This is a genomic window from Streptomyces sp. NPDC048637 (genome assembly GCF_040650675.1).
Taxonomy (GTDB): Bacteria; Actinomycetota; Actinomycetes; order Streptomycetales; family Streptomycetaceae; genus Streptomyces.
In genome coordinates this window covers 147,943-172,459 of record NZ_JBEZHQ010000015.1, presented here as the reverse complement: position 1 = coordinate 172,459, position 24,517 = coordinate 147,943, and the positions used below count along the sequence as shown (strand labels likewise).

Annotated in this window: 23 protein-coding genes and 1 riboswitch; of the genes, 14 read left to right on the top strand and 9 right to left on the bottom strand. The window is 71.3% G+C overall.

Features of this window, described 5'->3' with window-relative positions:
- Positions 1 to 176: 176 nt before the first annotated feature.
- Positions 177 to 935, bottom strand: a complete 759-nt coding sequence (locus AB0C46_RS20520) for a DUF5995 family protein (protein ID WP_362829315.1) — start codon at positions 933 to 935, stop codon at positions 177 to 179.
- A 304-nt stretch (positions 936 to 1,239) separates the two neighbouring features.
- On the opposite strand from AB0C46_RS20520, the gene AB0C46_RS20515 reads away from it, so the two are divergent.
- The gene (locus tag AB0C46_RS20515; RefSeq protein ID WP_362829314.1) at positions 1,240 to 2,625 is read left to right on the top strand and encodes a solute carrier family 23 protein; all 1,386 of its coding nucleotides are present in this window, start codon (positions 1,240 to 1,242) and stop codon (positions 2,623 to 2,625) included.
- A 238-nt stretch (positions 2,626 to 2,863) separates the two neighbouring features.
- Here AB0C46_RS20515 and AB0C46_RS20510 read toward each other — a convergent pair whose 3' ends face one another.
- Complete coding sequence (locus AB0C46_RS20510; protein WP_362829313.1) at positions 2,864 to 3,274, bottom strand: Rid family hydrolase; 411 nt, start codon at positions 3,272 to 3,274, stop codon at positions 2,864 to 2,866.
- Positions 3,275 to 3,684: 410 nt separating this feature from the next.
- Here AB0C46_RS20510 and AB0C46_RS20505 point away from each other — a divergent pair, with 410 nt between their 5' ends.
- Positions 3,685 to 4,173: a thioesterase family protein gene (locus tag AB0C46_RS20505; protein WP_362829312.1), complete on the top strand. Its 489-nt coding sequence runs from the start codon at positions 3,685 to 3,687 to the stop codon at positions 4,171 to 4,173.
- Between the two features lie 221 nt (positions 4,174 to 4,394).
- Here the strand turns inward: AB0C46_RS20505 and AB0C46_RS20500 are convergent, their stop codons facing one another.
- Positions 4,395 to 5,624, bottom strand: a complete 1,230-nt coding sequence (locus AB0C46_RS20500; RefSeq protein WP_362829310.1) for an MFS transporter — start codon at positions 5,622 to 5,624, stop codon at positions 4,395 to 4,397.
- 70 nt (positions 5,625 to 5,694) lie between these two features.
- On the opposite strand from AB0C46_RS20500, the gene AB0C46_RS20495 reads away from it, so the two are divergent.
- Positions 5,695 to 6,972 (top strand): ROK family transcriptional regulator, encoded by a 1,278-nt coding sequence (locus tag AB0C46_RS20495; RefSeq protein ID WP_362829308.1) that lies wholly within the window; start codon positions 5,695 to 5,697, stop codon positions 6,970 to 6,972.
- A gap of 216 nt (positions 6,973 to 7,188) precedes the next feature.
- Here the strand turns inward: AB0C46_RS20495 and AB0C46_RS20490 are convergent, their stop codons facing one another.
- Positions 7,189 to 7,956 (bottom strand): NAD(P)H-binding protein, encoded by a 768-nt coding sequence (locus AB0C46_RS20490; RefSeq protein WP_362829306.1) that lies wholly within the window; start codon positions 7,954 to 7,956, stop codon positions 7,189 to 7,191.
- A 173-nt stretch (positions 7,957 to 8,129) separates the two neighbouring features.
- Positions 8,130 to 8,260, top strand: a riboswitch (FMN riboswitch).
- Positions 8,261 to 8,413: 153 nt separating this feature from the next.
- Here AB0C46_RS20490 and ribD point away from each other — a divergent pair.
- The 10 genes from ribD to AB0C46_RS20440 all read left to right on the top strand — a co-directional run bounded on the left by ribD (position 8,414) and on the right by AB0C46_RS20440 (position 17,094).
- On the top strand, positions 8,414 to 9,541 hold the full coding sequence (gene ribD, locus AB0C46_RS20485) for a bifunctional diaminohydroxyphosphoribosylaminopyrimidine deaminase/5-amino-6-(5-phosphoribosylamino)uracil reductase RibD (protein ID WP_362829304.1): 1,128 nt from the start codon (positions 8,414 to 8,416) through the stop codon (positions 9,539 to 9,541).
- Position 9,542: 1 nt separating this feature from the next.
- The gene (locus AB0C46_RS20480; protein WP_362829303.1) at positions 9,543 to 10,178 is read left to right on the top strand and encodes a riboflavin synthase; all 636 of its coding nucleotides are present in this window, start codon (positions 9,543 to 9,545) and stop codon (positions 10,176 to 10,178) included.
- Complete coding sequence (locus AB0C46_RS20475) at positions 10,175 to 10,828, top strand: nicotinamide mononucleotide transporter family protein (protein ID WP_362829301.1); 654 nt, start codon at positions 10,175 to 10,177, stop codon at positions 10,826 to 10,828. The genes AB0C46_RS20480 and AB0C46_RS20475 overlap by 4 nt, the downstream gene beginning before the upstream one ends.
- Positions 10,825 to 12,111: a bifunctional 3,4-dihydroxy-2-butanone-4-phosphate synthase/GTP cyclohydrolase II gene (locus AB0C46_RS20470; protein WP_362829300.1), complete on the top strand. Its 1,287-nt coding sequence runs from the start codon at positions 10,825 to 10,827 to the stop codon at positions 12,109 to 12,111. The genes AB0C46_RS20475 and AB0C46_RS20470 overlap by 4 nt, the downstream gene beginning before the upstream one ends.
- 54 nt (positions 12,112 to 12,165) lie before the next feature.
- Positions 12,166 to 12,651, top strand: coding sequence for a 6,7-dimethyl-8-ribityllumazine synthase (gene ribH, locus AB0C46_RS20465; RefSeq protein ID WP_018087562.1), 486 nt, complete (start codon positions 12,166 to 12,168; stop codon positions 12,649 to 12,651).
- A gap of 82 nt (positions 12,652 to 12,733) precedes the next feature.
- Positions 12,734 to 13,006 carry a phosphoribosyl-ATP diphosphatase gene (locus AB0C46_RS20460; protein WP_026169269.1) on the top strand — a complete coding sequence of 91 codons (273 nt, stop codon included), beginning with the start codon at positions 12,734 to 12,736 and terminating at the stop codon, positions 13,004 to 13,006.
- Between the two features lie 53 nt (positions 13,007 to 13,059).
- Positions 13,060 to 13,908 carry an ATP phosphoribosyltransferase gene (hisG, locus tag AB0C46_RS20455; protein ID WP_030080817.1) on the top strand — a complete coding sequence of 283 codons (849 nt, stop codon included), beginning with the start codon at positions 13,060 to 13,062 and terminating at the stop codon, positions 13,906 to 13,908.
- 61 nt (positions 13,909 to 13,969) lie between these two features.
- The gene (locus AB0C46_RS20450) at positions 13,970 to 14,422 is read left to right on the top strand and encodes a PH domain-containing protein (RefSeq protein ID WP_362829299.1); all 453 of its coding nucleotides are present in this window, start codon (positions 13,970 to 13,972) and stop codon (positions 14,420 to 14,422) included.
- Between the two features lie 174 nt (positions 14,423 to 14,596).
- On the top strand, positions 14,597 to 15,970 hold the full coding sequence (locus tag AB0C46_RS20445; protein ID WP_362829298.1) for a hemolysin family protein: 1,374 nt from the start codon (positions 14,597 to 14,599) through the stop codon (positions 15,968 to 15,970).
- On the top strand, positions 15,967 to 17,094 hold the full coding sequence (locus tag AB0C46_RS20440; RefSeq protein ID WP_362829297.1) for a hemolysin family protein: 1,128 nt from the start codon (positions 15,967 to 15,969) through the stop codon (positions 17,092 to 17,094). Before AB0C46_RS20445 ends, AB0C46_RS20440 begins: the two co-directional genes overlap by 4 nt.
- Before the next feature lie 117 nt (positions 17,095 to 17,211).
- On the opposite strand, the gene AB0C46_RS20435 is transcribed toward AB0C46_RS20440, so the two are convergent.
- Together AB0C46_RS20435 and AB0C46_RS20430 are read right to left on the bottom strand one after the other, a co-directional pair.
- Complete coding sequence (locus AB0C46_RS20435; RefSeq protein WP_362829296.1) at positions 17,212 to 19,113, bottom strand: AAA family ATPase; 1,902 nt, start codon at positions 19,111 to 19,113, stop codon at positions 17,212 to 17,214.
- A 475-nt stretch (positions 19,114 to 19,588) separates the two neighbouring features.
- Positions 19,589 to 20,173, bottom strand: a complete 585-nt coding sequence (locus tag AB0C46_RS20430) for a hypothetical protein (protein WP_362829294.1) — start codon at positions 20,171 to 20,173, stop codon at positions 19,589 to 19,591.
- A gap of 204 nt (positions 20,174 to 20,377) precedes the next feature.
- Between AB0C46_RS20430 and AB0C46_RS20425 the strand changes: the two genes are divergently transcribed.
- Positions 20,378 to 21,784, top strand: coding sequence for a peptidase C39 family protein (locus tag AB0C46_RS20425; protein WP_362829293.1), 1,407 nt, complete (start codon positions 20,378 to 20,380; stop codon positions 21,782 to 21,784).
- Positions 21,785 to 21,787: 3 nt separating this feature from the next.
- Here the strand turns inward: AB0C46_RS20425 and AB0C46_RS20420 are convergent, their stop codons facing one another.
- From AB0C46_RS20420 to AB0C46_RS20410, 3 genes are all read right to left on the bottom strand, one after another.
- Positions 21,788 to 21,973, bottom strand: coding sequence for a hypothetical protein (locus AB0C46_RS20420; RefSeq protein ID WP_362829292.1), 186 nt, complete (start codon positions 21,971 to 21,973; stop codon positions 21,788 to 21,790).
- A gap of 22 nt (positions 21,974 to 21,995) precedes the next feature.
- A complete protein-coding gene (locus AB0C46_RS20415; protein ID WP_362829290.1) occupies positions 21,996 to 22,979 on the bottom strand; it encodes a hypothetical protein in 984 nt (327 codons plus the stop codon).
- Between the two features lie 714 nt (positions 22,980 to 23,693).
- Positions 23,694 to 24,416, bottom strand: a complete 723-nt coding sequence (locus tag AB0C46_RS20410) for a hypothetical protein (RefSeq protein ID WP_362829288.1) — start codon at positions 24,414 to 24,416, stop codon at positions 23,694 to 23,696.
- Between the last annotated feature and the right edge of the window lie 101 nt (positions 24,417 to 24,517).

Genomic DNA, 24,517 nt, shown 5'->3' with positions numbered 1-24,517 from the left:
GTGCGGAAGCGGATCACGCCGGTGATCCGCTTCTGCACCTCCACGTCCCTGACGCGCTCAGCCGGAAGCACCCGAGCCGCCCTCTCCCGCAGACCGCACACCGACGCCGACCCGCTCACTGCCGGCCCCTGCGCCCTGACCCGAACGACATGCCCTGAACCCCGGCGGGGCCAGGATCAGCCGGGCAGCGGAGTCAGCAGCATCCGCCCGACCAGCCCCACCCCGGCATCCAGCCGCTCGGTGAGCTCCTCCGTCACATCCGGCAGCCGGCGGACGCTCCACAGCGCCCTGGCCGCCACCCAGGCACCGTCCCTGGCCTTGTCCAGGCTCCACGACCCGATCAGATGCGTCAGCGGATCGGCGACGTCCAGCACATCGGGGCCGGGCATCAGCAGCTCACGGATCCGCTCCTCCAGGCTCGTCAGCACCCCGCCGACCCGGTCGAAGTCGTGCTCCAGTGCGGCCGGTTCACACTCCAGCGCCCGGCAGGTGTCCAGCACGGCCAGCGCCAGGTCGTGCCCGATGTGGGCGTTGATCCCGGCCAGCGCGAACTGCAGCGGACGCACCCCCGGGTGGCGGCGGAGCTGGAACAGCGGCCGCCAGCAGGCAGGCGGCCGCAGCCCGGCGGCCGCGGCATCCACCGCGTCGAAGTAGCGCCGCGCGAAGCGGATGTCCAGCTCGCCCGCGGCCGCCGGGTCCTGGAACGTGCCGTCCCCGATGCGCCGCGCCACCACTTCGGTGACGGCCAGATAGACCCCGTTGAAGACGGCCACCCCGTCCCCGGCGGGCAGCCCCGCGGCCAGCGCCCGCATCCGGGCCAGCACCTCCGTCACACCCCTGGTGGCCGTGGGCCCCGCGCCGGCCGGGGGGCGGGCGGCGGATCCCCCGGCCGGGTCCGTACGGCCGGGACCGCCGCATTCCTGAGTAGTCGTCATCCACTCAGCGTGACAGTGGAATTGCGGATGGTGAGGTTTGCCGGTCGCCGATGACCGGAACGGGGTAATGGGCGGCGCGCCCGCTTGTGCCGCGCCCGGATGCCGGCCGGCCGGCAGCCGCCAATGCGCCGCACTGCGGGCACGGCCCGAAGCGCAGAATTCTTCTGCGGACAGCGGCGGAGAAACCTGAATCCCCCAGGCCACTCGAATTACCTGCCGGCTTCAGTTTGTCCAGACGCAGCCGTTCGACTATGAATCACCTCGGCTCTGTGACGTGCAGGGCGGCACAGAGTGGAGAGTGATCATGGCCGGCTTCGGGTGGAAACTGCATGGGGACGGGCGACATCTGAAGCCCGGCGAGGTGGTCAGGCCCGGGGAGCGCCTGACGTGGGGGCGGACGATCGCACTCGGCGCCCAGCACGTGGTGTCGATGATCGGGGCGTGCTTCGTCGCCCCCGTGCTCATGGGCCTGGATCCCGGCCTCGCCCTGATGGCGTCGGGTGTCGCCACCGCACTGTTCCTGGTGATGACCCGCGGACGCATCCCCAGCTACCTGGGCTCCTCGCTCTCCTTCGTGGGCGTGTCCGTCGTGATCGCGGGCCAGGGAGGTGACGCCGGGACCCTGACGGGCGCGATGCTCGTGGTGGGGGCCTGCCTGGCCGGCTGCGGTATCGCCATCCATGTCGTCGGGGCTCGGGTGATCCACGCGGTGCTCCCGCCGACCGTGACGGGCGCGGTCGTGATGCTGATCGGCTTCAATCTTGCCCCCGTGACGGCGTCCACGTACTGGCCCCAGGACCAGTGGACGGCGCTGGCGACGATGCTGTTCACCGGACTTGCTCTCGTGGTGCTCCGGGGCTTCTGGTCGCGGATCGCCATTTTCCTGGGCCTGGTCTTCGGCTATGCGCTGTCCTGGATTCTTGACCGCACCGCGGGAAGGATTCATTCGGTCAATGGTGCGGGCAAGCTCACGGACCACTGGCGCATCGACTTTTCCGGCGTCGAAAAGGCTGACTGGATCGGCGTTCCCACGTTTCACGCACCGAACTTCTCCGCCTCTGCGGTCCTCGTCGCGCTGCCGGTCCTCGTCGCGTTGATCGCGGAGAATGCCGGACACATCAAGGCGGTCGGCGCGATGACCGGTGATTCCCTGGACGACAAGATGGGCACGGCCATCTTGGCCGATGGCACGGCAACGGTCCTGTCGACTGCGGTAGGTGGCCCCGCAACCACGACCTACGCCGAGAACATCGGCGTCATGGCGGCCACCAGGGTCTACTCCACCGCGGCCTACTGGGCAGCGGCCGGCTTCGCCCTGCTCTTCGGCCTCTGCCCCAAATTCGGCGCGGTGGTGTCGGCGATCCCCGGCGGGGTGCTGGGCGGTATCACCGTCATCCTCTACGGCATGATCGGCCTGCTGGGAGCCCAGATCTGGGTGCGGAACAAGGTGGACTTCTCGGTCCCCCTGAACCTCATCCCCGCAGCGGCCGGGATCATCATTGCCATCGGCGGCGTCTCGTTGAAGTTCACCGAGAACTTCGAGCTGAGCGGCATCGCGCTGGGGACGCTCACCGTGCTCACCGGCTACCACTCCCTGCGCTGGCTCTCCACGGCGGCAGCCCGGCCGGGCACGCCACTCCTCGACGCCGGGACCGGCGAGGACAAAGAGCCTACTGACGGGGACGGCTGAGGCCCGCGACCACTCGATCGCCGAGGTCGTTCCACCGACTCTGCGGAGGTACCACCGACTCTGCGGACGTACCACCGACTCTGCGGAGCCAGGCGTCTCGGACGGAGGCACATGGCTGTGGGTGATACGGCCACTTTGGGACGCTGACCGCCGTTGTCCTCCTCATCCGGCTCCGGTCGTCAACCGGATGACCAGATGAGGAGGACGGTAGGTCGCCCGTGCAGGAACGTCCGTCGGCTCAGGAATCGAGCACGGCGGCGACGGCTTCGAGCTCTACGAGCTGGTCGTTGTAGCCGAGCACGGTGACACCCATCAGCGTGCTGGGCACATCGTGGTCACCGAACGCGTCCCGGACCACCTCCCACGCCGTCACCAGGTCTTCCTGCCGGTCGGAGGCGACGAGAACGCGGGTTCTGATGACATCGTGCAGCGAGGCACCGGCGTCCGCCAGAGCGGTCCGCATGTTCTCCACGGCCTTGGCCGCCTGCCCCGCGACGTCCCCGAGCGCCGCCGTGGAGCCGTCTTCGTTCAGCGGACAGGCACCGGCGAGGAAGACCAGCCGCGACTCGGCCGGGGCCGTGGCCGCGTACGCGTACTCGGCAACATCTGACAGGGATGCAGAGCGAATCAAGGTGACGGCACGCGGCACGGGCTTTCCTTTCGCGGTGGATCGGGACACCCACGACCTTCTCAAGGATCGACTCTGCGTTCGACGGAATTTCCGGGGCGGGGGCGGCCTCCCGCTACTGCGGTGCGATGGTCCTGAGCCAGCCCTCGACGGCGACCACCTCGGCCCACTGCGGAAACAGTCTTTCGGTGAGGACCTGGCCGAACCTGTGCTGCACGGCTCCGAGCCGGTGACGGTCTGCGCTACGCGTGCCCTCGGTCGCTGATCCAGGGCCACGGGTCCGTGGCCCCCGCGCCAGGTAACCCGGCGGACAAAGCATTCTAAGCGGCCGCTTACGATGGCTCCGGCTCTTCACATGAGTCCTACCCGCCCCAACAGCATCCTTCGTACCAACAGCGCCGGTCAGCGCGAGAAACCCAGGAGCACCACCCGTGAGCGTCGAACCCCTGCAGACCGCCACCGTCCCGTACGGCGAACTGGTCCCCGTCACCGTCCACTTCGACGACCTCGATGCGCTCGGCATGCTCCACAACTCCCGCTACCCGCTGCTCGCCGAGCGCGCCTGGGCGGAGTACTGGCACGACCAGGGCTTCGGCTTCGACGGCGACTGGGTCGCCGCGGGCGACATGTGCAACGTCATCAAGGAGATGCAGGTCTCCTACGAGCGCTCGGTCACCCGGCCCGGCCGCTACGCGGCGCACCTGTGGGTCGAACGCCTCGGCCGCACCGGCCTCACCTACGGCTTCCGGCTCTGCTCGGCCGACGGCACCGAGACCTACGCCCGGGGTCACCGGGTACTCGTCCGCGTCGACGCACAGACGCTGCGCCCCACCCCGTGGTCCGACCGCGCCCGCGCCATCGCCGGCCGGCTGCTCCGGCCGGCGGCCTCGGACGCGGGCACGGAGGCGGACGCGGCCTGAGGCGCGCCGGCCCGCGGACGGCAACTCCGGCGGGCGGTAGCTCGCCTGGGCGACAACTCCCCTGGTCGGCCGCTCTCGCGGGGAGCATCCGTCGACCGCAGAGCCCGGCCGGTGCCGCCGACACGCACCGGCCGGTCTACGGCACCGGCCGGTCGACGACACTGGCCCGGTCGACGACACTGGCCCGGTCGACGACACCAGCCGCTCGACGGCACCGGCGCTCAGGACCGCTCCAGGTCCCCGGTCACCGCGGGGGCGCTGCCGGACGCCGTGCGACCCGGCACCCGCAGCACCCGCGCGCCCACCACCAGCCCGCACGCCAACGTCGTGACCAGCATGAACGACACCGGCAGTGAGGTCGCCTGGGCGAGCCCGCCGATCGCCGACGGTGCGAGGAGGCCGGAGGTGTAGGTGATCGTGGCGACACCCGCGATCGCCTGGCTGGGCGCGGGGCCGCTGCGCCCGGCGGCCGCGAAGGCCAGCGGGACCACTACGGCGATCCCGAGGCCCATCAGTCCGAACCCGCCCATCGCCATGGCCGGATGCCGGGCCGCGACAATCAGCAGACCACCGGCTGCCGCCAGCACCCCGCCGGCCCGCACCGTACGGACCGCACCGAAACGGGCGACCACCTTGTCCCCGGCCAGCCGTGCGACGGTCATCGTGCAGGCGAAGGCGGTGGTCGAGGCGGCCGCCAGGCCCGCGTCGCTGCCCAGTTCGTCGCGGAGGTAGACCGCCGACCAGTCCAGGCCGGCGCCCTCCGCGAAGACCGCGCAGAACCCTATGGCCCCGATGGCCAGCGCCGACCTCGGCGGCAGCGCGAAGCGCGGCGGCGGATGCTCCTCGGGCGCGCTGCGCAGATCCAGCACACCCCGGCAGGCGAGCGCACCGAGCAGGGTCAGGACGAGCGCGGCACCGGCCAGATGGAGCCGGGCGTCCCACCCCGCGTGCGCGGCGACGGTGCCGGCCGCCGAGCCGAGCAGGGCGCCCGCACTCCACATCCCGTGCAGCCCCGACATGATCGGTTTGCCGAGTCGGTCCTCGGTCTCCAGTCCCAGCGCATTCATCGCGACGTCCGACATCCCGGAGGCCGCGCCGTACATCAGCAGCGCCGGGCACAGCGCGTACAGGCCGGGGGAGAGGGCGGGCAGGACCAGTGACAGGGTCCACAGGGCGAGCAGGCCGCGCAGCGCGGTCCGGGCGCCGAGGCGGTGGCTGATCCGGCCGGCCAGCGGCATCGCCAGAGACGCGCCGATCGCCGGGAAGGCGAGCGCCAGCCCGAGTTGGCCCGGTGAGATGGCGGTGTGGTCCTGGATCCAGGGGATGCGGGTCGCGAAGTTGCCGGTGACCGAGCCATGGATGAGGAACACCACGGCGATGGACCAGCGTGCGCGGCGTAGCCCGGTGTGGGGGAGTGGGGTGGTGTCGTCGGGGATGCCATTGACAGCCATGGGCGGTAAATTATCAGGAACCCTGCCTGATAATAAGGGTGTTGGCCCGACCGGATGAAAGAATCCCGCCATGCATGCACCGCGCGCGGCAGCGGCCGGCCGCACCGCCTCCCCGACCACCGCACGGCTGATCAACGATCGCCTGGCGCTGCAACTCCTGCAGTCCGAGGGGCCCTTGACGGCAGCTCAGCTCAAGACGCTGACCGGTCTGTCCCGGCCGACCGTGGCGGACCTCGTCGAGCGCCTCCAGGAGGCCGGGCTGATCACCGTGGTCGGCGAGAGCGGTGCCCAGCGGCGCGGGCCCAATGCCCGTCTCTACGGGATCGTCGCCGACCGGGCCCATCTCGTCGGCCTCGATCTGCGGACGCACAGCATCACCGTTGCGGTCGCCGACCTCCTCGGCCGGGTACGCGCCGAGCGCACCGTCCCCATCGGCCCGGACGGTGCGCCCGATACGGCCGTCGCCACCGCACTCGCCGCCGTGGACAAGGCCCTTGCCGCCGCGGGCGCACACGCTCCGCACACCATCGCCGTCGGCGCCCCCGGTCTGGTGGACCCCGCCACCGGGCGGCTCGGCGGCACCGACTGGATCGCGTCCTGGCATGTCGGACTGGTCGGCGCGCTGCGCGCACGGACGGGCGGACCGGTGCTGCTGGAGAACGAGGTCAATCTCGCCGCCATCGCGGAGCAGCGCGACGGCGCGGCCCACGACCGCGACACCTTCGTCCTGCTCTGGCTCGGCCACGGCACCGGCGCCGCCGTGGTCCTGGACGGCACGCTGCGGCGCGGCGCCTCGGGCGGCACCGGCGAGATCGGCTTTCTGCCGGTTCCCGGCACCGGCGCGCTGCCCACCGCGAGCGGCTGCGACGGCGGTTTCCACTCCCTGGCAGGCTCCGCCGCGATCTGCGCCCTCGCCGCGGAACACGGCCTGTCCTCCGAGGCCGCCGCCGGGCCGAACGGGGCGAACGAGCCCTCGTCCGGCACCGGGGCGCCCACCGATGCCCCGCCCGCCGAGTCCCTCGTCCGGGCCGCCGTGGCCGCCGGCGACGCCGGTGCCGCCTTTCTCGACGCGCTGGCCGCGCGGATCGCGCTCGGCGTGGCGGCCGTGTGCGCCGTGCTCGACCCCGGGTGTGTCGTCCTCGGCGGTGAGATCGGCCGCGGCGGCGGCGCCGCGCTCGCCGACCGGGTCGCCGGCCATCTGGCCCGGCTCTCCCCGCTGCGCACCGACGTACGCGCGGGCGCGGTCGGCGGACGGGCGGTGCTGCTCGGCGCGGTGCTCGCCGCACGGGACGCCGCGCAGAACGAGCTGTTCGGGGCCGCGGGGCCGGAGGTGTCTCCCCGTGCCTGAGGCGTCCCCTCAGGGGGGTGCGAACACATCCCGTAGGGGGTGCGGGCGCCCCTTGCGGGCCACAACGTGGCGGGGGCGGGGGGTATTCCCGACGGCTGGTGAACCGGAGGGCGGCTGACGCCCTTTCCCGCCCGTCAGGCCTCACCCACCCGTCAGGCCTCACCCACCCGTCAGATCCCCACCCACCCGTCAGATCCCCACCCACCTGTCAGGTCCTCACCCGCCCGCCCGCTCCGCGAGGAACTCGGCGTAGGTCCGCTGCCCGTCGGCGTGTTCCGGTGTCAGGTTCCCGCCGCGGCGCAGTGCGGCGGCGCTCGCGCCCGGCAGCCACAGCGGCACCAGCAGCCGGTGCCGCCCGCCCGCCTCCAGGGTGGCCCGTACGAGATCCCGGGTGCTCAGCACCTCGGGGCCGCCCATGTCCGGGACCCGGCCGGCCGGGTCGCCGGCCGCCAACCCGGCGAGCCGGGCGGCCACTTCGCGTACCTCGACCGGCTGCACCCGTACCCCGGTCGGCACCGGCACCACCGGCGACCGGGCGCCCGCCTTGACGACCTGCAGCACCAGATGGTGGAACTGCGTCGTGCGCAGCACCGTCCAGCCGATACCGGAGCCCTCGATCAGACGCTCCACCGCGAGCTTGGTGCGGTAGTAACCGAGCGGCACCCGGTCCACCCCGACGATCGAGATGTACACCAGGTGCGGGATGCCCGCCGCCTTCGCCGCCTGGACGAGCTGCCCGGCCGCCTCCATGTCACCGCCGGCCGGCGTGGTGGCACAGTGCACGATCGTGTCCACGCCCGCCAGCGCCTCGGGCAGCCCCGTGCCGTCGCGCAGATCGACCGCGTACGACCGCGGCCGGGGCCGCTCCGTGCCGGTGTGCGGCCGCCGGCTCAGTGACCTGACGTCATGGCCGTCGTCGAGCAGCCGGTGCACCAGGGGCCGACCGAGTGTGCCCGTGCCGCCGGTCACCAGAATTGTCGCCATCGCGGATCAGTCCTTGAGGGGAGAAGGGACATGTACGTCTCCGCTATGACGCCTCACGCGCGCCGTCTGTGACACGGGCGGCGCGCCGGGGGCTGTGAGGCAGCCCACAGGGCTTCGCTCGCATGGGCGACGGCCCGGCGTGGCAGACTGAATCTGTACTGACATAAGAGCAGCAGCGCACTCCGGGGTCGGTGTAATTCCGAACCGGCGGTTATAGTCCGCGACCCGTCCGCAGCCAGCGGCCGGTTGAGCAGGTGAAATTCCTGCACCGACGGTGAAAGTCCGGATGGGAGGCAGTGCGCGGCGGGCGAGCTTCGGTACACCGCCGTCGGCGGCGCGTCCGGGTATTTTCCCGGACGGTCCGTGTATGTCCGGCCGCGGTGTTCCCGTGGCGTCGTTTCCGCTTCTGTCGTCCAGACAGCCCCGGAGTCCGTGCCCTGAGAGGCAGGAGGACCCGGTGGCCACCGCAGCCCCCGTCGAGATCGCGGCGATGCGCCGAGCCATTGAGCTCGCCGCGCGCGGGCTCGGGCACACCAGCCCCAACCCCGTGGTCGGCTGTGTCGTCCTGGACTCCGCCGGGCGCATAGCGGGCGAGGGCTGGCATCAGCGGGCCGGCGGGCCGCACGCCGAGATCCATGCCCTGCGTGCCGCGGGCGAACGAGCCCGGGGCGGCACCGCACTGGTCACCCTCGAACCCTGCAACCACACCGGCCGCACCGGCCCCTGCGCCCAGGCGCTGATCGACGCCGGGGTCGCCCGCGTCGTCTACGCCGTCTCCGATCCCAACCCGACCGCCACCGGCGGCGCCGTCACCCTTGGCGAGGCCGGGATCGACGTCGAGGGCGGACTGCTCGCCGACGAGGCCGCCGCCGGCAACGAGGCCTGGCTGACCTCGGTGCTGCGCCGCCGCCCCTTCGTGCTGTGGAAGTACGCCGCGACCCTCGACGGCCGGATCGCCGCCGCCGACGGCACCAGCCGCTGGATCACCTCGCCCCGGTCGCGCGCCGATGTGCACCGGCTGCGGGCCGCCGCGGACGCCGTGATCGTCGGCTCCGGCACCGCCCGCGCCGACGACCCGCAGCTCGGCGCCCGGCTCAGCGGGCTGTCCGACGACGAGATCAGCCAGCCGCTGCGGGTCGTCGTCGACTCCGGCGCCACCGCCGTCAAGGCGGGTGCCCGCGTCCTGGACGGCTCCGCGCCCACGCTGATCGCGGTCGCCGAGGACGCCGACGCCGGCCATCTCGAAGGCCTCGCCCCGATCATCCGGCTGCCGCGCGCCGCCGGGGGACGCGGGCTGTCCATCCCGGCACTGCTCCGGGCCCTGTACGAGCGCGACGTGCGTTCCGTCCTGCTCGAAGGCGGCCCCACGCTCGCCGGGGCCTTCCTCGCCGCCCAGGCCGTCGACAAGGTCGTCGGCTATCTCGCGCCGGTACTGCTCGGCGCCGGACCGGCCGCCGTCGGCGACGCCGGAATCACCACCATCGCCCAGGGGTTGCGGCTCGACGTGACCGACACCGAACGGCTCGGACCCGATCTGCGCATCACCGCCACTCCCATCCGCCACGCCCTCCACGAGGAGAACTGAAGTGTTCACCGGAATCGTCGAAGAACTGGGTGAGGTCGCCGCCGTCGAGAACCTCGGTGCGGCCGCCCGGTTCCGGCTCCGCGGGCCCGTCGTCACCGAAGACGCCAAGCACGGTGACTCGATCGCCGTCAACGGCGTCTGTCTGACCGTCGTGGACACCGCCGACGGTGAATTCACCGCCGATGTGATGGCCGAGACCCTGAACCGCTCCAGCCTCGGTGCGCTGGCCGCCGGCTCGCGGGTCAACCTGGAGCGCCCGATGGCGCTCGGCGGGCGGCTCGGCGGACACCTCGTCCAGGGGCATGTCGACGGCACCGGCACGATCCTCGAACGCACCCCCGGCGAACACTGGGAGATCGTCAAGGTCGCGCTGCCGGCCGCGCTGTCCCGCTACGTCGTCGAGAAGGGCTCCATCACCGTCGACGGCGTCAGCCTCACCGTCGTCGATGCCGCGGACGACTACTTCACCATCAGCCTCATCCCCACCACCCTCGCCCTGACCACCCTGGGCATCAAGAAGTCCGGCGACCCCGTCAACCTCGAGGTCGATGTCCTCGCCAAGTACGTCGAGCGGCTGCTGGGCCGGGGCTCCGACGACCGCGGAGACCTCGACGAGATCAAGGAGATGGACCGGTGAGCCTCCTCGACACGCTGAACGGCGAGGCCTTCACGGCCTTCGGACAGCACGTCATCTGGTCCGACATGATCGGCAACACCATCGGTCTGGCCGCGCTGGCACTCGGCTGGCGGCGCTCCATCTGGACCTGGCCCGCCCAGTTCCTCTCCGGCGTCATCCTCGTCGCCGCCTACGCCTCCGCCCACCTCAGCGGCGGAGTCGGCAAGCAACTCCTCGTCATCGGCGTGGCGTTGTGGGGCTGGCGGCAGTGGCAGCGCGGCCGTCAGCAGGCACAGGACGGCTCCATCGCCGTACGCTTCGCCGGCTGGCGCGAGCGCGGTGTGCTGCTCGGCGGCACCGCCGTGGGCACCGCGGCCGTCGGCACCCTGTTCACCCTGGTCCCGCAGCTGTCCTGGAACCCCTGGCCGGACGCCTACATCTTCGTCGGCACGCTCGCCGCGATGGTCGCCCAGGCCCGCGGCCTGGTCGAGTTCTGGTTCGCCTGGCTGCTGGTCGACGTCGTCGGCGTCCCGCTCGCCTTCAGCAGCGGGCTCGTCTTCTCCGGCCTTGTCTACGTCGTCTATCTCGCCCTCGTCGTGTGGGGCATGCGCGACTGGTGGCTGCGCTCGCGTGCGAGCGGCCGCCCCGTCCTGGAAGGAGCAGCGGCATGACCGCACTGCAGAGCTGGTACGACGAGGATGCCGCGGCACTGGCGCTCGACCCCGTCGAGCAGGCCATCGCCGATATCGCCGCCGGCCGCCCCGTGGTCGTCGTGGACGACGAGAACCGCGAGAACGAGGGCGACCTCGTCATCGCCGCGGAGCGGGCCACCCCCGAGATCATCGCGTTCATGATGAGCGAGTGCCGCGGACTGATCTGCGCCCCCATGGAGGGCCCGGAGCTGGACCGGCTGGAACTCCCGCAGATGGTCGAGCACAACACCGAGTCGATGCGGACCGCCTTCACCGTCTCAGTCGACGCCACCGCCGCGCACGGTGTGACCACCGGCATCTCCGCCGCCGACCGCGCCACCACCCTGCGGCTGCTCGCCTCCGGGGAATCGGCCGCCGGTGACTTCGTCCGGCCCGGCCACATCTTCCCGCTGCGCGCCCGGCCCGGCGGGGTGCTGGTCCGCAACGGCCACACCGAGGCCGGTGTCGACCTCGCCCGGCTGGCCGGACTGCGCCCGGCCGCCGCGATCGTGGAGATCGCGGGCGAGGACGGCACCATGCTGCGGCTGCCGGAGCTGGTGCCGTTCGCCCGTAAGCACGGACTGTCGATCATCTCCATCGAGGACCTGATCGCCTACCGGCAGTCGTCCGAGCCCACCGTCCGCCGCGAGGCCGAGACCCGGCTGCCCACCGCACACGGCGAGTTCACCGCCTACGGCTACCGCTCCACCGTCGACGGTGTCGAGCACATCGCGCTGGTCGCCGGGGAGCTCGGCGACGGCGAGGACGTCCTGGTCAGGGTGCACTCCGAATGCCTGACCGGCGATATCTTCCACTCGCTGCGCTGCGACTGCGGCCCCCAGCTGGAGGCCTCGCTGCAGCGGATCAGCGAGGCCGGACACGGCGTGGTGATCTACCTCCGCGGCCACGAGGGACGCGGGATCGGCCTGCTGTCCAAGCTGCGCGCCTACGAACTCCAGGAGCGCGGCCGCGACACCCTCGACGCCAACCTCGAACTGGGGCTGCCCGCCGACTCCCGCGACTACGCGGCGGGCGCGCAGATGCTCCAGGACCTCGGGGTGCGCTCGGTGCGCCTGATGACCAACAACCCCGAAAAGACCGCCGCCCTGGTGCGGCACGGCCTGCGGGTCGCCGGCCGGGAGCCGATGCCCGTCCAGGCCGGGGAACACAATCTGCGGTATCTGCGCACCAAGCGGGACCGGATGGGCCACGACCTGCCCTGGCTGGACCCCGACCGGCCCACCACCTGCGACAACCAGTAGCCACCCGGCGCGACGTCACCACCACCCAGCACCATCACCCGAACGAGGAGAACCGTGAGCGGCAAGGGCGCACCCGAACTGACCGTAAAGAACTGTGGCGACCTGCGGGTGGCCGTCATCGCGGCGCAGTGGCACCAGCAAGTGATGGACGGCCTCGTGGACGGCGCGCTGCGCGCCCTCACCGAGCTCGGTATCGACGAGCCGACGCTGCTGCGGGTGCCCGGCACCTTCGAGCTGCCGGTCGTCGCCAAGGTCCTGGCCGGCCGCGGCTATGACGCGGTGGTCGCCCTCGGCGTGGTCATCAGGGGCGGCACGCCGCACTTCGACTACGTCTGCCAGGGCGTCACCCAGGGCCTGACCCAGGTCTCGGTGGACACCGGCGTACCGGTCGGCTTCGGCGTGCTGACCTGCGACACCGAGCAGCAGGCCCTGGACCGTGCCGGCCTGGAAGGATCCACCGAGGACAAGGGACACGAGGCGGTCACCGCCGCGGTCGCCACCGCCGCGACGCTGCGGACCGTGTCCGAGCCCTGGCGCTGACGGCCCGCCCGGTACCCGCCGCCGCCCTTCGGCCGAGCCGCGGCGCGGCGCCGCAACCCCACCGCGTAGGGTGGTCACCATCATGTCCAAGAAGACGTTCGAGGAGCTGTTCTCCGAGCTCCAGCAGAAGGCCGCCACCGGCGACCCCACCACCTCCCGTACCGCCGAGCTGGTGCAGGCAGGTGTCCATACGATCGGCAAGAAGGTCGTCGAGGAGGCCGCCGAGGTGTGGATGGCCGCCGAGTACGAGTCCGACGAGGCCGCCGCAGAGGAGATCTCCCAGCTCCTCTACCACCTCCAGGTCATGATGGTCGCCAAGGGAATCTCCCTGGACGACGTCTACGCCCACCTCTGATCCACCCCCCCACGCACACCCAACACCGCTTAGCTGCAAAGGAAATCGCTCTCATGCTGCGCATCGCTGTCCCCAACAAGGGTTCACTGTCCGAGCCTGCGTCGGCGATGCTCCATGAGGCCGGCTACCGCCAGCGCAAGGACCGCAGGGAACTGGTCCTGGTCGACGCCGAGAACGAGGTCGAGTTCTTTTTCCTCCGCCCGCGCGACATCGCGGTCTACGTGGGCTCCGGCAAGCTCGACATCGGCATCACCGGCCGTGACCTGCTGCTGGACTCCGGCTCGCCGGCCGAGGAGATCCTCCAGCTCGGCTTCGCCGGCTCGACCTTCCGCTACGCCACCCGTCCGGGCACGGCCAAGGACGTCACCGAGTTCGGCGGCATGACGATCGCCACCTCGTTCTCCGGCCTGGTCCGGCAGCACCTCGCCGACAACGGCGTGGACGCCTCCGTCGTCCACCTCGACGGCGCCGTGGAGACCGCCATCCAGCTCGGCGTCGCCGAGATCATCGCGGATGTCGTGGAGACCGGCACCACCCTGCGCAACGCCGGCCTGGAGATCATCGGCGAGCCGATCCTGAAGTCCGAGGCCGTCGTCATCCGGGGCACCGGCGCACCGGACGACGACCCGAAGGTCCGCCAGTTCCTGCGCCGTATGCAGGGCGTTCTGGTGGCCCGCCGGTACGTGATGATGGATTACGACATCCGGGTCGAGCACGTCGAGAAGGCCGTCGGCCTCACCCCGGGGCTGGAGTCGCCGACCGTCTCCCCGCTGCACCACGAGGGCTGGGTCGCGGTCCGCTCGATGGTCCCGTCCAAGGACGCCCAGCGCATCATGGACGAGCTCTACGACCTCGGCGCCCGCGCGATCCTCACCACCGGCATCCACGCCTGCCGGCTCTGATCCGCGGCTCCAGGCCACCCACCCGTACGCACCGCATCACCCACGACGGAAGACCGACGACGTGTCCGCGCCCCTGCCCAGCCTGCCGGTGACCTTCCGGCCGACCCGCACCCGGGTCGTCCTGTACTCCGTGGGCCTCGCCCAGCTCGCCGCCCTCACGGCGATCGCGCTGGCGCTGCCGAAGCTGAGCGGCGGCGAGCGGCTGAGCTTCGTCCTCACCGGACTGCTGGTGCTGGCCGTCCTTCTGCTGCTCGGCCGCCCGAAGGTGGTCGCGCGGCAGGAGGGCGTCACGGTGGTCAACCTCACCACCAAGCGCGAACTGGCCTGGGCGCAGGTCCTGCGGGTCAACCTCCGGGCCGGCGACCCCTGGGTCCATCTCGACCTCGCCGACGGCACCAGCCTGCCCGCCATGGGCATCCAGCCCGGCATCGCCCGGGACCAGGCCATCCGGGACGCCCGTGCGCTGCGCGACCTCACCGAGAAGCATGGTGCTGTCGACCACACGGCCGGGTGAGCCTGCCCTAATCCGGGCCCCGCTGTTTACTCTGTTCTCCGGGGCGCTCCCTGCGCCCCGCCCCTCAGTGGGACCACTGCGACCCGAGGAGTGACTCCCTCCGGCAATGGACGGATCGTCCTGTAGTACCTGCGCCGCCCCTCCCCAACCCCCGCATACCACGGAGGCGGCGGCATGACCGGCCCCCTGCTGCTGCTCGCCGCGGCACTCGTCCTGATCCTGGCCAACGGTTTCTTCGTCGCCGCCGAGTTCGGACTCGTCACCGTCGAGAAGGCGGACGCCGAGCGCGCCGCGGCCGACGGCGACCGCCGCGCCCACACCGTCGTCTCCGCACTCCGGGAACTCTCCTTCCAGCTGTCCGGCACCCAACTGGGCATCACGATCACCTCCTTGGTGGTCGGGATGCTCGCCGAGCCCGCGCTGGCCGAGCTGCTGTCCGGCCCGCTGCTGGCCACCGGCCTGCCCCAGGGCGCGGTCCCCGGCACGGCCGTGGTGACCGGCATGCTGCTGGCCTCCGCCGTCCAGATGGTCGTCGGCGAGCTGGTCCCCAAGAACTGGGCGGTCTCCAAGCCGCTGCCCGTCGCCCGCGTCGTGGCCGGCCCGCAGCGGGCCTTCTCCCGCTTCTTCCGCCCGGTGATCACCCTGCTGAACACCGTCGCCAACCGCCTGGTGCGCGCCCTGGGCGTGGAGCCGACCGACGAGCTGGCCTCCGCCCGTACCCCCGGCGAACTGGTCTCGCTCGCCCGGCACTCCGCCCGCGCGGGCGCGCTCGAGCAGGACACCGCGGACCTGTTCGTGCGCACCCTCTCGCTGGGCGATCTGACGGCGGAGAACGTCATGACACCGCGCGTCCGGGTGAGCGCACTGCAGGCCTCCGCGACCGCCGAGGACGTGGTGAACCTCACCCGCGCCACCGGCCTCTCCCGCTTTCCCGTCTACCGCACCCGCCTCGACGAGATCGTCGGGATGGTGCACCTCAAGGACGCGCTGGCGGTCCCGGCGCACGACCGGCTGCGCATCCCGGCGGCACGGATCGCGGTACCGCCGCTGCTGGTGCCCGAGACGCTGCTGGTGCAGCCGCTGCTGGAGCGGCTGCGCAGCGAACAGCCGATCGCGGTGGTCGTCGACGAGTACGGCGGCACGGCCGGTGTGGTCACCCTGGAGGACATCATCGAGGAGCTGGTCGGCGAGGTCCGCGACGAGCACGACGGGGTGGACCTGCCCGAGCTGGGCCTGGCCCCGCCCGAGGAGGGCCGCCCCGCCTGGGACGCCGACGGCGGCTGCCGGGTGGACACCCTGCGGCGGATCGGCCTGGACGCCCCCGAAGGACCGTACGAGACGGTGGCAGGACTGGTGGCACACATACTCGGCCGGATCCCGGCCCCCGGCGACATCGCGGAACTGGAGGGCTGGCGGCTGCGGGTGCGGCTGGTGTCGCACCACCGCGCCGAGCGGATAAGGATCGTCCGGACCGCGACCGTCACGGCGCCCGCCGCCCCCGAGGCGCCCCGTGAGCCCGTTGTGATCGGCGCGGAGGTGGCCCGGTGACGCTGGTCCAGCTCCTCTTCGCGGTGCTGCTCGTGCTCGCCAACGGTTTCTTCGTCGGCGCCGAGTTCGCCCTGGTCTCCGTACGCCGCAGCCAGATCGAACCCCTGGCGACCGGGGGCTCCACCCGGGCCCGGCAGGTGCTGCACGGCCTGGAGAACCTCCCGCAGATGATGGCCGCCGCGCAGTTCGGCATCACCGTCTGCTCGCTGACCCTCGGTGCGGTCGCCGAGCCGACCGTCGCCCATCTCCTGGAACCGCTCTTCGAGGCGGTTCACCTCCCCGCCGCCCTGGTCCACCCGCTCGGCTATGTCATCGCCCTGGCGCTGGTGGTCTTCCTCCACCTCGTCATCGGCGAGATGGTCCCCAAGAACCTGGCGATGGCGGCGCCGGAGAAGACCGCCCTGTGGTTCAGCCCCGGTCTGGTCGCCTTCGCGCGGCTGTGCCGCCCGGTCACCGCGCTGCTCGGGGCCTGCGCCCGCGGAGTGCTGCGGATCTTCGGTGTGGAGCCGAAGGACGAGGTCGAGGCGGTCTTCACCAGCGAGCAGCTGACCCACCTCGTCGAGGACGCGGGGCAGGCGGGCCTGCTGGAGCCGGCCGAACAGGAACAGCTCTCGGACGTCCTGGAACTGGGCAGCCGCCCCGTCACGGATGTCCTCCTCGACCGGGCGGCACTGGTCACCGTCGAACCGACCGTGACGCCCCGCCAGGTGGAGGAGCTGACCGTACGGACCGGCTACTCCCGCTTCCCGGTGTGCGCCCCCGGGGGCGCGTACATGGGCTATCTGCACGTCAAGGACGTCCTGGACCTGGAGGAACGGGACCGCGCGGTGCCCCAGCGCATCTGGCATCCGATGACGACGCTCCGCGCCGAACTGCCGCTGGACGACGCGCTGACGGCGATGCGCCGGGCCGCCTCCCATCTGGCGGCGGTCGCCGATGCGACCGGCCGGGTGCTCGGCCTGGTCGCGCTGGAGGACGTCCTGGAGATGCTGGTCGGCGAGGTCCGCGACCCGGCCCACCGCCGGGCCCCGGCCGCCCGCGACCGCCGGACCGCGACCGACCGGGTCAGCGAGCCCCGCGAGGAGGCACCGCTGCCGGCCGAGGACCGGGCGCTGGCGCGCTGAGCGGGAGCGGGGCCTCCAACAAGTCCGTTGTCGCTCCCACCGGAGAAGGCGACGGCACCCGGACTGCCATGCCGCATCGGGCGGCAGCCTGATCGCCCGGCCGCCCCAGGACATCCCCTAAAGATCCAGCCCCTTCGGCGGCCCCTGGACGTCCGGACCGCGGCCGGACAGCACCTCGCCGTAGGCCTGCATCAGATCGGGCAGCCGGAGGGTGGCGAGGTCGTCGCGGGTGGGGGTGCCGCGCCAGGTGGAGAGCCGCAGATCGCGGTAGGCGCAGCTCTTCTCGTAGAGGGTGCGCAGAAAGCGGCCGTTGCCCAGCTCGTCGATCCAGCCCTGTTCGACGACATGGCCGCTGATGCTGCACAGCTCCTCGCAGGCTTCCTCGTCCCAGCGGTCGCCGTTCTCCGCGGCCAGCACCTCACCGATGGCGGTCAGTTCCAGCGGCCGGTAGCTGGGGAAATCGACGCGGCTGGTGAAGCGGGACGACAGTCCCGGGTTGGCGGCCAGCAGCCGGTCCATGCCCTCCGGGTAGCCCGCCAGGATGACGACGAGCCGGTCGCGGTTGTCCTCGGCGCGCTTGAGCAGCACCTGCAGCGCCTCGTCCCCGTAGGCGTCGCCCTTGCTGTAGCCGGAGTTGGACAGGCTGTACGCCTCGTCGACGAACAGCACCCCGCCCAGTGCCGAGTCGATCAGCTCATTGGCCTTGACGGCGGTCTGGCCGAGGAACTCGCCGACCAGGTCGGACCGCTGGGCCTCCACGAGATGGTCGCCGCCGAGCAGCCCCAGCGCGTAGAAGACCCGCCCCAATATCCGGGCCACGGTGGTCTTGCCGGTGCCGGAGGGCCCGGAGAAGACGAAGTGCCGCTTGGGCGGCTGCACCGGCAGCCCCTGGCTCGCCCGCAGCCGCGCCATCCGCAGCTGAGCCGACAGCGCCCGCACCTGCCGCTTGACCGGCTCCATGCCGACCATCCGCTCCAGCTCCGCCAGCGCCTTCTCCAGCAGCACCGGATCGGCGGGCCCGGCGGGCAGCCGCTCGGCACCGCGCGGCACCGGCGCCGTCGCCTTGACCCGGGCAGCCGCGTCGCCCCCGGCGGGCGCGCCGCCCACCTCGCCCTCCGGCCCGTCCGCCTCGCCGGTCACCAGCAGCTCACGACCGTCGACCGGATCGAGCGGGGCCAGCGGATCCGGATCGCCGCCGGCCTCCTGGCCGAGGCCGGGCGCGGAGACCGTCGCCAGATCGGAGCCCTCGTCCAGGCCGTCCCCCTCCGCGATGGCGGCGAGCCGTGCCGCGGTGTCCATGAACGCCGGGTCGACCCGGTGCACGGCGCGGTAGAGGGGGAGCGCCGCGGCGCTGCGGCCGGTGCCCTCGTGGGCGCGGGCGAGCCAGTAACGCAGCTCCTTGCGCTGCGGCTGCTCGCTGCGGCAGCGCATCAACGCGGCCGACAGCAGCGGCTCGGCCTGCCCGTACATCTCCAGCCGCACCCGCGCCATGCCGCCGAACAGCCCCGCCTCGATGCCCAGCACCGGGTCGCCGAGCAGCGGCTCGGTGTGCCGGACGAGCTGGTCCCAGTCCTTGACGAGATAGGCGCGGCAGGCGTGCAGAAAGCGCACCTGGGGGTCGGTGTCGACCGGCGGGCAGCCGGCCAGTGCCTGGTCCAGCTCGGCTACATGGCGGCCGTCGAGCCAGTGGGAGGCGTGCGCGAGCAGCAGATCGCGGCCCGTCTCCAGCACCGGCTGGACCCACCAGCCCAGCCAGTACCAGGAGTTGAGGGTGCGTCGGTGGCGGGCGCGCATCTCACCGAAGCGGTCGCGGTGCCGGTGCATCCGCAGCAGCGCGAGGGAGGTGTCGGCGCGCAGCGCATGCAGGCCGAGCCAGGCGTCGGCCATCGTCGGATCGAGTCGTACCGCGGCCCGGAACTCCTCCTCCGCCTGCGGATAGGCGCCCACGGTGTAGGCGTCGACCGCGCGCAGCCAGGCGAGCTCGGCCGGGGCGGGCGAACCCTGAGTGCCGAAATCCATCCCGTCCCCCCACAATGCGTCCCCCGTGCGGCGCCGGGCGAGTGCCCGGTCGCGGCTCCCTAACCGGCGTACGGCGGGCGGGAGTTGACCGTCTCCGCGCACACCTCGGTCCCTGGCCTGCGATGGCACGGACTCGCATCGTACCTGCGGGATCGGTGCAGGCCGTAGAGGGCGGTACGGGGCAAGAGCGGACTGCCGGGCACGGTGCGACGGCGCGAAGAACGCGGTGACCCAGGGTGAGGGATCAGCGGCGCTCGGCGGCGGTACGAGGTGGTTTTGGGCAGAACGAAGCCCCCGATCACGGGGGAACAACCGGGGGCTTCGCATCTGCGGGCGGTCCGTTGAACCGCACATTGAGAACGTAAGTCCTGTACGCCCCCCAGGTCAAGCCGAGTTGAGGCACTCGGCGGGACCCTGTCGGCGTCGCCGGGCGCGTCGGCCGCGGTCGGCTACGGAGCGTGAAATGCGGGGCCGCTCATCGTGTTCCGGAAGGTCCCACGGCCACCTCGTATCCCAGCTGCCCCTGGTGCACCAGGAAATCGGCGTACGGGCGTGAAGGGTCCGCCGCGAAGTGCGCGCGCTCCGCCGGAATCCAGCCACTCCAGAACGCGGAGAGCCCTGGCCCGTCCCGGAGTTGACCCCTTTCCCAGGAGTGCTCGCTCGTCAGTTCCATCCACAACAGGCACACCAGATACGGCCGCAGTGCCCGCCGGCCCGCGCCCACCCCTTCGACCAGGACCAGCGGCGCGGGGGCGAGCGCACGCTCCTCGGTGAATTCCCCGCGCACCCAGTCATAGACGCCGTAGCGCGCCGTCTCGCCCCGGGACAGCGGCGCGAGGATCTGGGCACCGAACCGCTCACTCCAGGCGAACAGCTCCTCATGGGTGGCGAGATCGTCGGTGTGCACCACCGGCACCCCGCCCAGCGCCTCGGCCAGCCGCTCGGCGAAGGTGCTCTTGCCCGAACCCGCGTGTCCGTCCACCGCGACCAGCCGCACCGGACCGCAGGAGGGCGGCGCGGTGCGCAGCCGGGCGGCGAGCGAAGCCAGGTCAGGGTCCATTGCGCCAGCGTACGCGCGGGGCCCAGGCCCCTCCTCACGCCAGTGGTCCACACCAATATTCCTCCGGCGACTCGCGTCGTAGCGCCTTCCGAAGCAGGCCTGCAACGGGAATAGTTGAGCCACTGCTGACCCGCCCGTGCCCACCCGCCGCCCCGGCCCGACCTCCGCACCCGTTCGTACGCATCCGACTGGGGGACCTCCACCATGACCAGCTCCGCGCCCCGGCGCACCGTCCTGGCCGCCGCGTTTGCCGCCGTGGCGGGTGTCGCCGCCCCCTCGGCCCGGGCCGCCGACGCCGCCCGCAGACCCGCCGCCGGTACCGCAGCCCCGGCCACCGCCACCACCCCGGACGCCCCCGCGCGCCGATCGAAGAGCCTCGTGGACTATCACGCCTGGACCACCACAGCCGACTGGACCAAGGGCCACGCCAAGGGCACCGCCCTCGCGCACGGCGCCCGGCCGGGCATCCGCCTGGCGCACCCGGCCGGCACGTTCGACTACCAGGATCCGCACACCGGCAGGACCGCCACCTGGGAGTACGCCACCTGGACCGCTCCGGTCCACCGCCTCAGGGCCCCGGCCACCGAGGTCGTCGTGTCCTGGAACGCACACACCCCGCCCGGTACGTGGATCGCCGTCGAACTGCGCGGCACCTATACCGATGGCGGACGCACCCCCTGGTACGTCATGGGCCGCTGGACCTCCGGCGACAGCGACGCCGACATCCGGCGCACCTCCGTCGACGACCAGAAGGACGGCAAGAGCAGCATCTCGACCGACACCTTCGCCATCGACACCCCGGCGAGCGGCCTCCGCCTGACCTCCCACGAGCTCCGCGTCACCCTCTACCGCAAGCCCGGCGGCACCCTCACCCCCACCGTCTGGCGGCTGGGTGCCATGGGCTCGGACCTCCCCGACCGCTTCGAGGTGCCGGCGTCCGAGCCCGGACGGGTCGGCCGCGAGCTGACCGTCCCGCGCTACTCGCAGGAGATCCACAAGGGCCAGTACCCGGAGTACGACAACGGGGGCGAGGCCTGGTGCAGCCCCACCTCCTCCCAGATGATCGTCGAATACTGGGGCCGCAGGCCCACCCAGCAGCAGCTGTCCTGGGTCAACCCCGACTACGCCGACCCCCAGGTCTGCCACGCCGCCCGCTACACCTTCGACTACCAGTACGACGGCTGCGGCAACTGGCCCTTCAACGCCGCCTACGCCGCCACCTACCGGGACCTGCAGAGCGTCGTCACCCGCCTCTCCTCCCTCACGGACGTCGAACGCCTCATCCACGCGGGCATCCCGGTCATCACCTCCCAGTCCTTCCTCAAGACCGAACTCGACGGCGCGGGCTACGGCACCCCCGGCCATCTGATGACCGTCATCGGCTTCACCAAGGACGGCGACGTCATCGCCCATGACCCGGCCGCACCCGACAATGCGGCGGTCCGGCGCATCTACCGGCGCCGCCAGTTCGAGAACATCTGGCTGCGGACGAAGCGCTATGACGAAAAAGGCCAGGTCAAGAGCGGTTCTGGGGGTGTCTGCTACCTCTACTTCCCGGCTAAGCCAGCACCAAGTCAGCACCGGGTCCTGCGCGAGCTCGGAATCCGGTAGCGGTCAGGCCGCCAGACCGACCGCCAGCTCCTCCGGGAGATAGCCCCGGAAGGTCGTCGCCACCACCTGACGGCAGCGCTCGCGGCCGTCCTGGGGCAGGTGGCCGTACTGATCGACTGTGACCTTGATGGACCGGTGTCCGAGCCACCGGGACACCTCGTGAATGGACACTCCGTTCGTCAAGGTCACGGTCGCCCATTTGCGGCGGAGGTCATGGGGGTGTGTATTGCGTGAGCCCCAGCCGCTTGATGGCCCGATCCCAAGAAGCGCGGACAAGCCCGGGATATGTCATCCCGCCTTGCTGGTTGAGAATGGGCAACCGATCGGCGACGGCAGTGAAGAATTCCGGCACCGGAACGTCGCGCCATTCACCTTCTTTCCGGTGCTTCAAGGGCGCGTATCGCGCCACATAGAGTCCGTCCTCATCCCGATACCGGACGACCTGGCGCCGTAGGCGCAACAGTCCGTCCTGAAAATCCTCCGGGAAGACGCCAAGTGATTCGCCGATACGCAGACCGCCGCAAGCCATCAGCCACACCGCAGGCTCCAAGCGCGGTCCGATGGCGTGCGCGATGGCCTTGATCTCTTCGAGGCTCGGAAGGCTGCGCTCGTCGACCGGAACCACCGGATTATCAGGTTTCTCCGCTTCCTTGACCGGGTTGCTGGATATACGCCAGTGGCGCACTGCGTGGGAGAAGAGCGATGACAGTGCAATGCTGCGCGCGTCGATAGTGTTCGGTTTGGCCCCGCCCTTCGCCCACCGCGCGTACAGCTCCTCCACATCGGCGGCCGTCACCTGAGCGATCGTCTTGCGCCCCAGGTGCGGCAGGACGTGAAGCCGCAGGATGCGCTCGTACGATTCCCAGGTGCCGCCCGACATGAGCACTCCGTTGAGCCAGTCCTCTGTATAGCGACGCAGGGAAACCTTGCCGGCGTTCGGGTCGATGTACGTGTTCTCGCGCTTGTCGTTCTCCACCTTCGTGGCGAAGTCCACCGCATCCTTCTTGCGGTCGAATGCCTTCTGGCGCTGCCGGGCACTGCGCCCGCCGGGCTCCCGGTAGCGGACAACCCAGCGCTTTCCAGGTGCACCAGCGCCCTTGTCCAGGACCGTAGCCAAATCCACACCAATCCGTCCGAGAGTCCCCGACAGGTCTTCCCGCCAGGGGGTGTTGTTGTAGCTCGGAATTCCGGCCATGCCAAATGTGGTCTGCGGGGGGAGATTTTTGCTGCGTCGCCACTCATCCGGGACTTCGACTGTGTGACTGACGAGGGCTCGTGGGCTGTCCGCCGCATAGCAGCTCGCCGCCAGAGCGGGGTGCCGCTGGCCGACTGGTTGCTGCAGAGCCGGGAACAGCATCTGTATGAGTTGGTGAGAAGCGGGAGGCGGAGAGTCCGGGGGACAGAACCCGGCGTACAGGCCGACTCGTCCGCCGCCACCTGGGACTTTGCCCTGGAAAGGGCCTCTGACCTGCGTCGGGGGCCCTTTCTGGTCTTTCGGGGCCTTGCCTGTTTAGGCGGCAGAAAGTCCCCGGAAAGTCCCCCTGACAGACCAGAAAGTCCCCGAAAAGTCCCCGGGATGGGCTGCCTGGCGAGCCCTCTGAACAGGCGATTCGACGTATGGCGCCACGAGGGAAGGCGCTGTTCGCCGAGAGGCTGGATAACCGGACGGCTGCCGGTCACGTCGCACGTCACACGCCGTGGGACACAGACGAACACCGGTTGACGAACCGGCGTGCACCGGAACACCGAAACCGCGAGGAGGAGGTGCTCGCCTGTCAGGACGCTGGCCGGCGGCACGACGTACCTGAAGCGCTGACTGGAGCCGCTGCCCGGCAGCGAATGGTGGGCTCCGGCCGACGTGGCCGGGCGCCTGACTCCACCGTTGTCCGGGGTTCGGCAAGTGGAGATTTCACTGTGGCTGCGCCGTCTGCTCCTCGGCCAGATCGGTGTCCATGGTGTCTGCTTTCATGGCGGCATCGACGCGCTCGGTGTGGGGCTGCCAGCCGCGTCCCCGTCCGTGGGGGGTGCATGGTGTGTGGGGTGCTGCGCCGCATGCGGGACACATTTGTGCGCTGACGGCGTCCTTACGTGGGGCTGAGGCCAGCCACAGCTCACGTCGAGCCCGGCGTAGCTTTCGTTCCGCCGCTTGCTGTTGTTCCCGCGCATAGCGTGGCTCGGCCTGTGCGGTCTTGTCCGGAAGGGGGTGGTCCAGGATCTCCCGGGGGTCCCCGTCCAGCGGAGGATCCGGAGCCTTTCTGCCTGAGTGGAAGGAGTACTCCTCGAGAACGAACTCCTTGGGCCACAGAATGCCCGCGAGTGCGCGTCGTGCATGATGCAATGGCCGGACGGGGACGCCCTTCGGGCTTCGGCACAAGGCGGCCGCGGCTGCGCCGCAGTGAGGGCAGGCAACGGAGAGGATCTCGATGAGGTTCTCGCGCCGTTCGGCGTTGGCCCGCTGCCGTCGCTGTTCTTCCTCTTTACGCTGCTCGGCCTCAGCGGCTTCCCTGGCACGCTGATGCTCCCGCTCCTGCGGGCTCAGGTGAGCACGGCACGGTTCCCGAGTGATGTCCCACTGGCAGGGCAGGCCATTCTTCTTGGGCTGGCCGCACACGCGTGGGTCGTCGAGATGCACAGCCTGGCCGTACCGCCAAGACCCCTGGTAGGGAGCGGCGCAGTGTGCGCACCGAGGCATGCTGTCGGCGGCGACAGGCACGGCCTCGTAGAGGAAGCCGT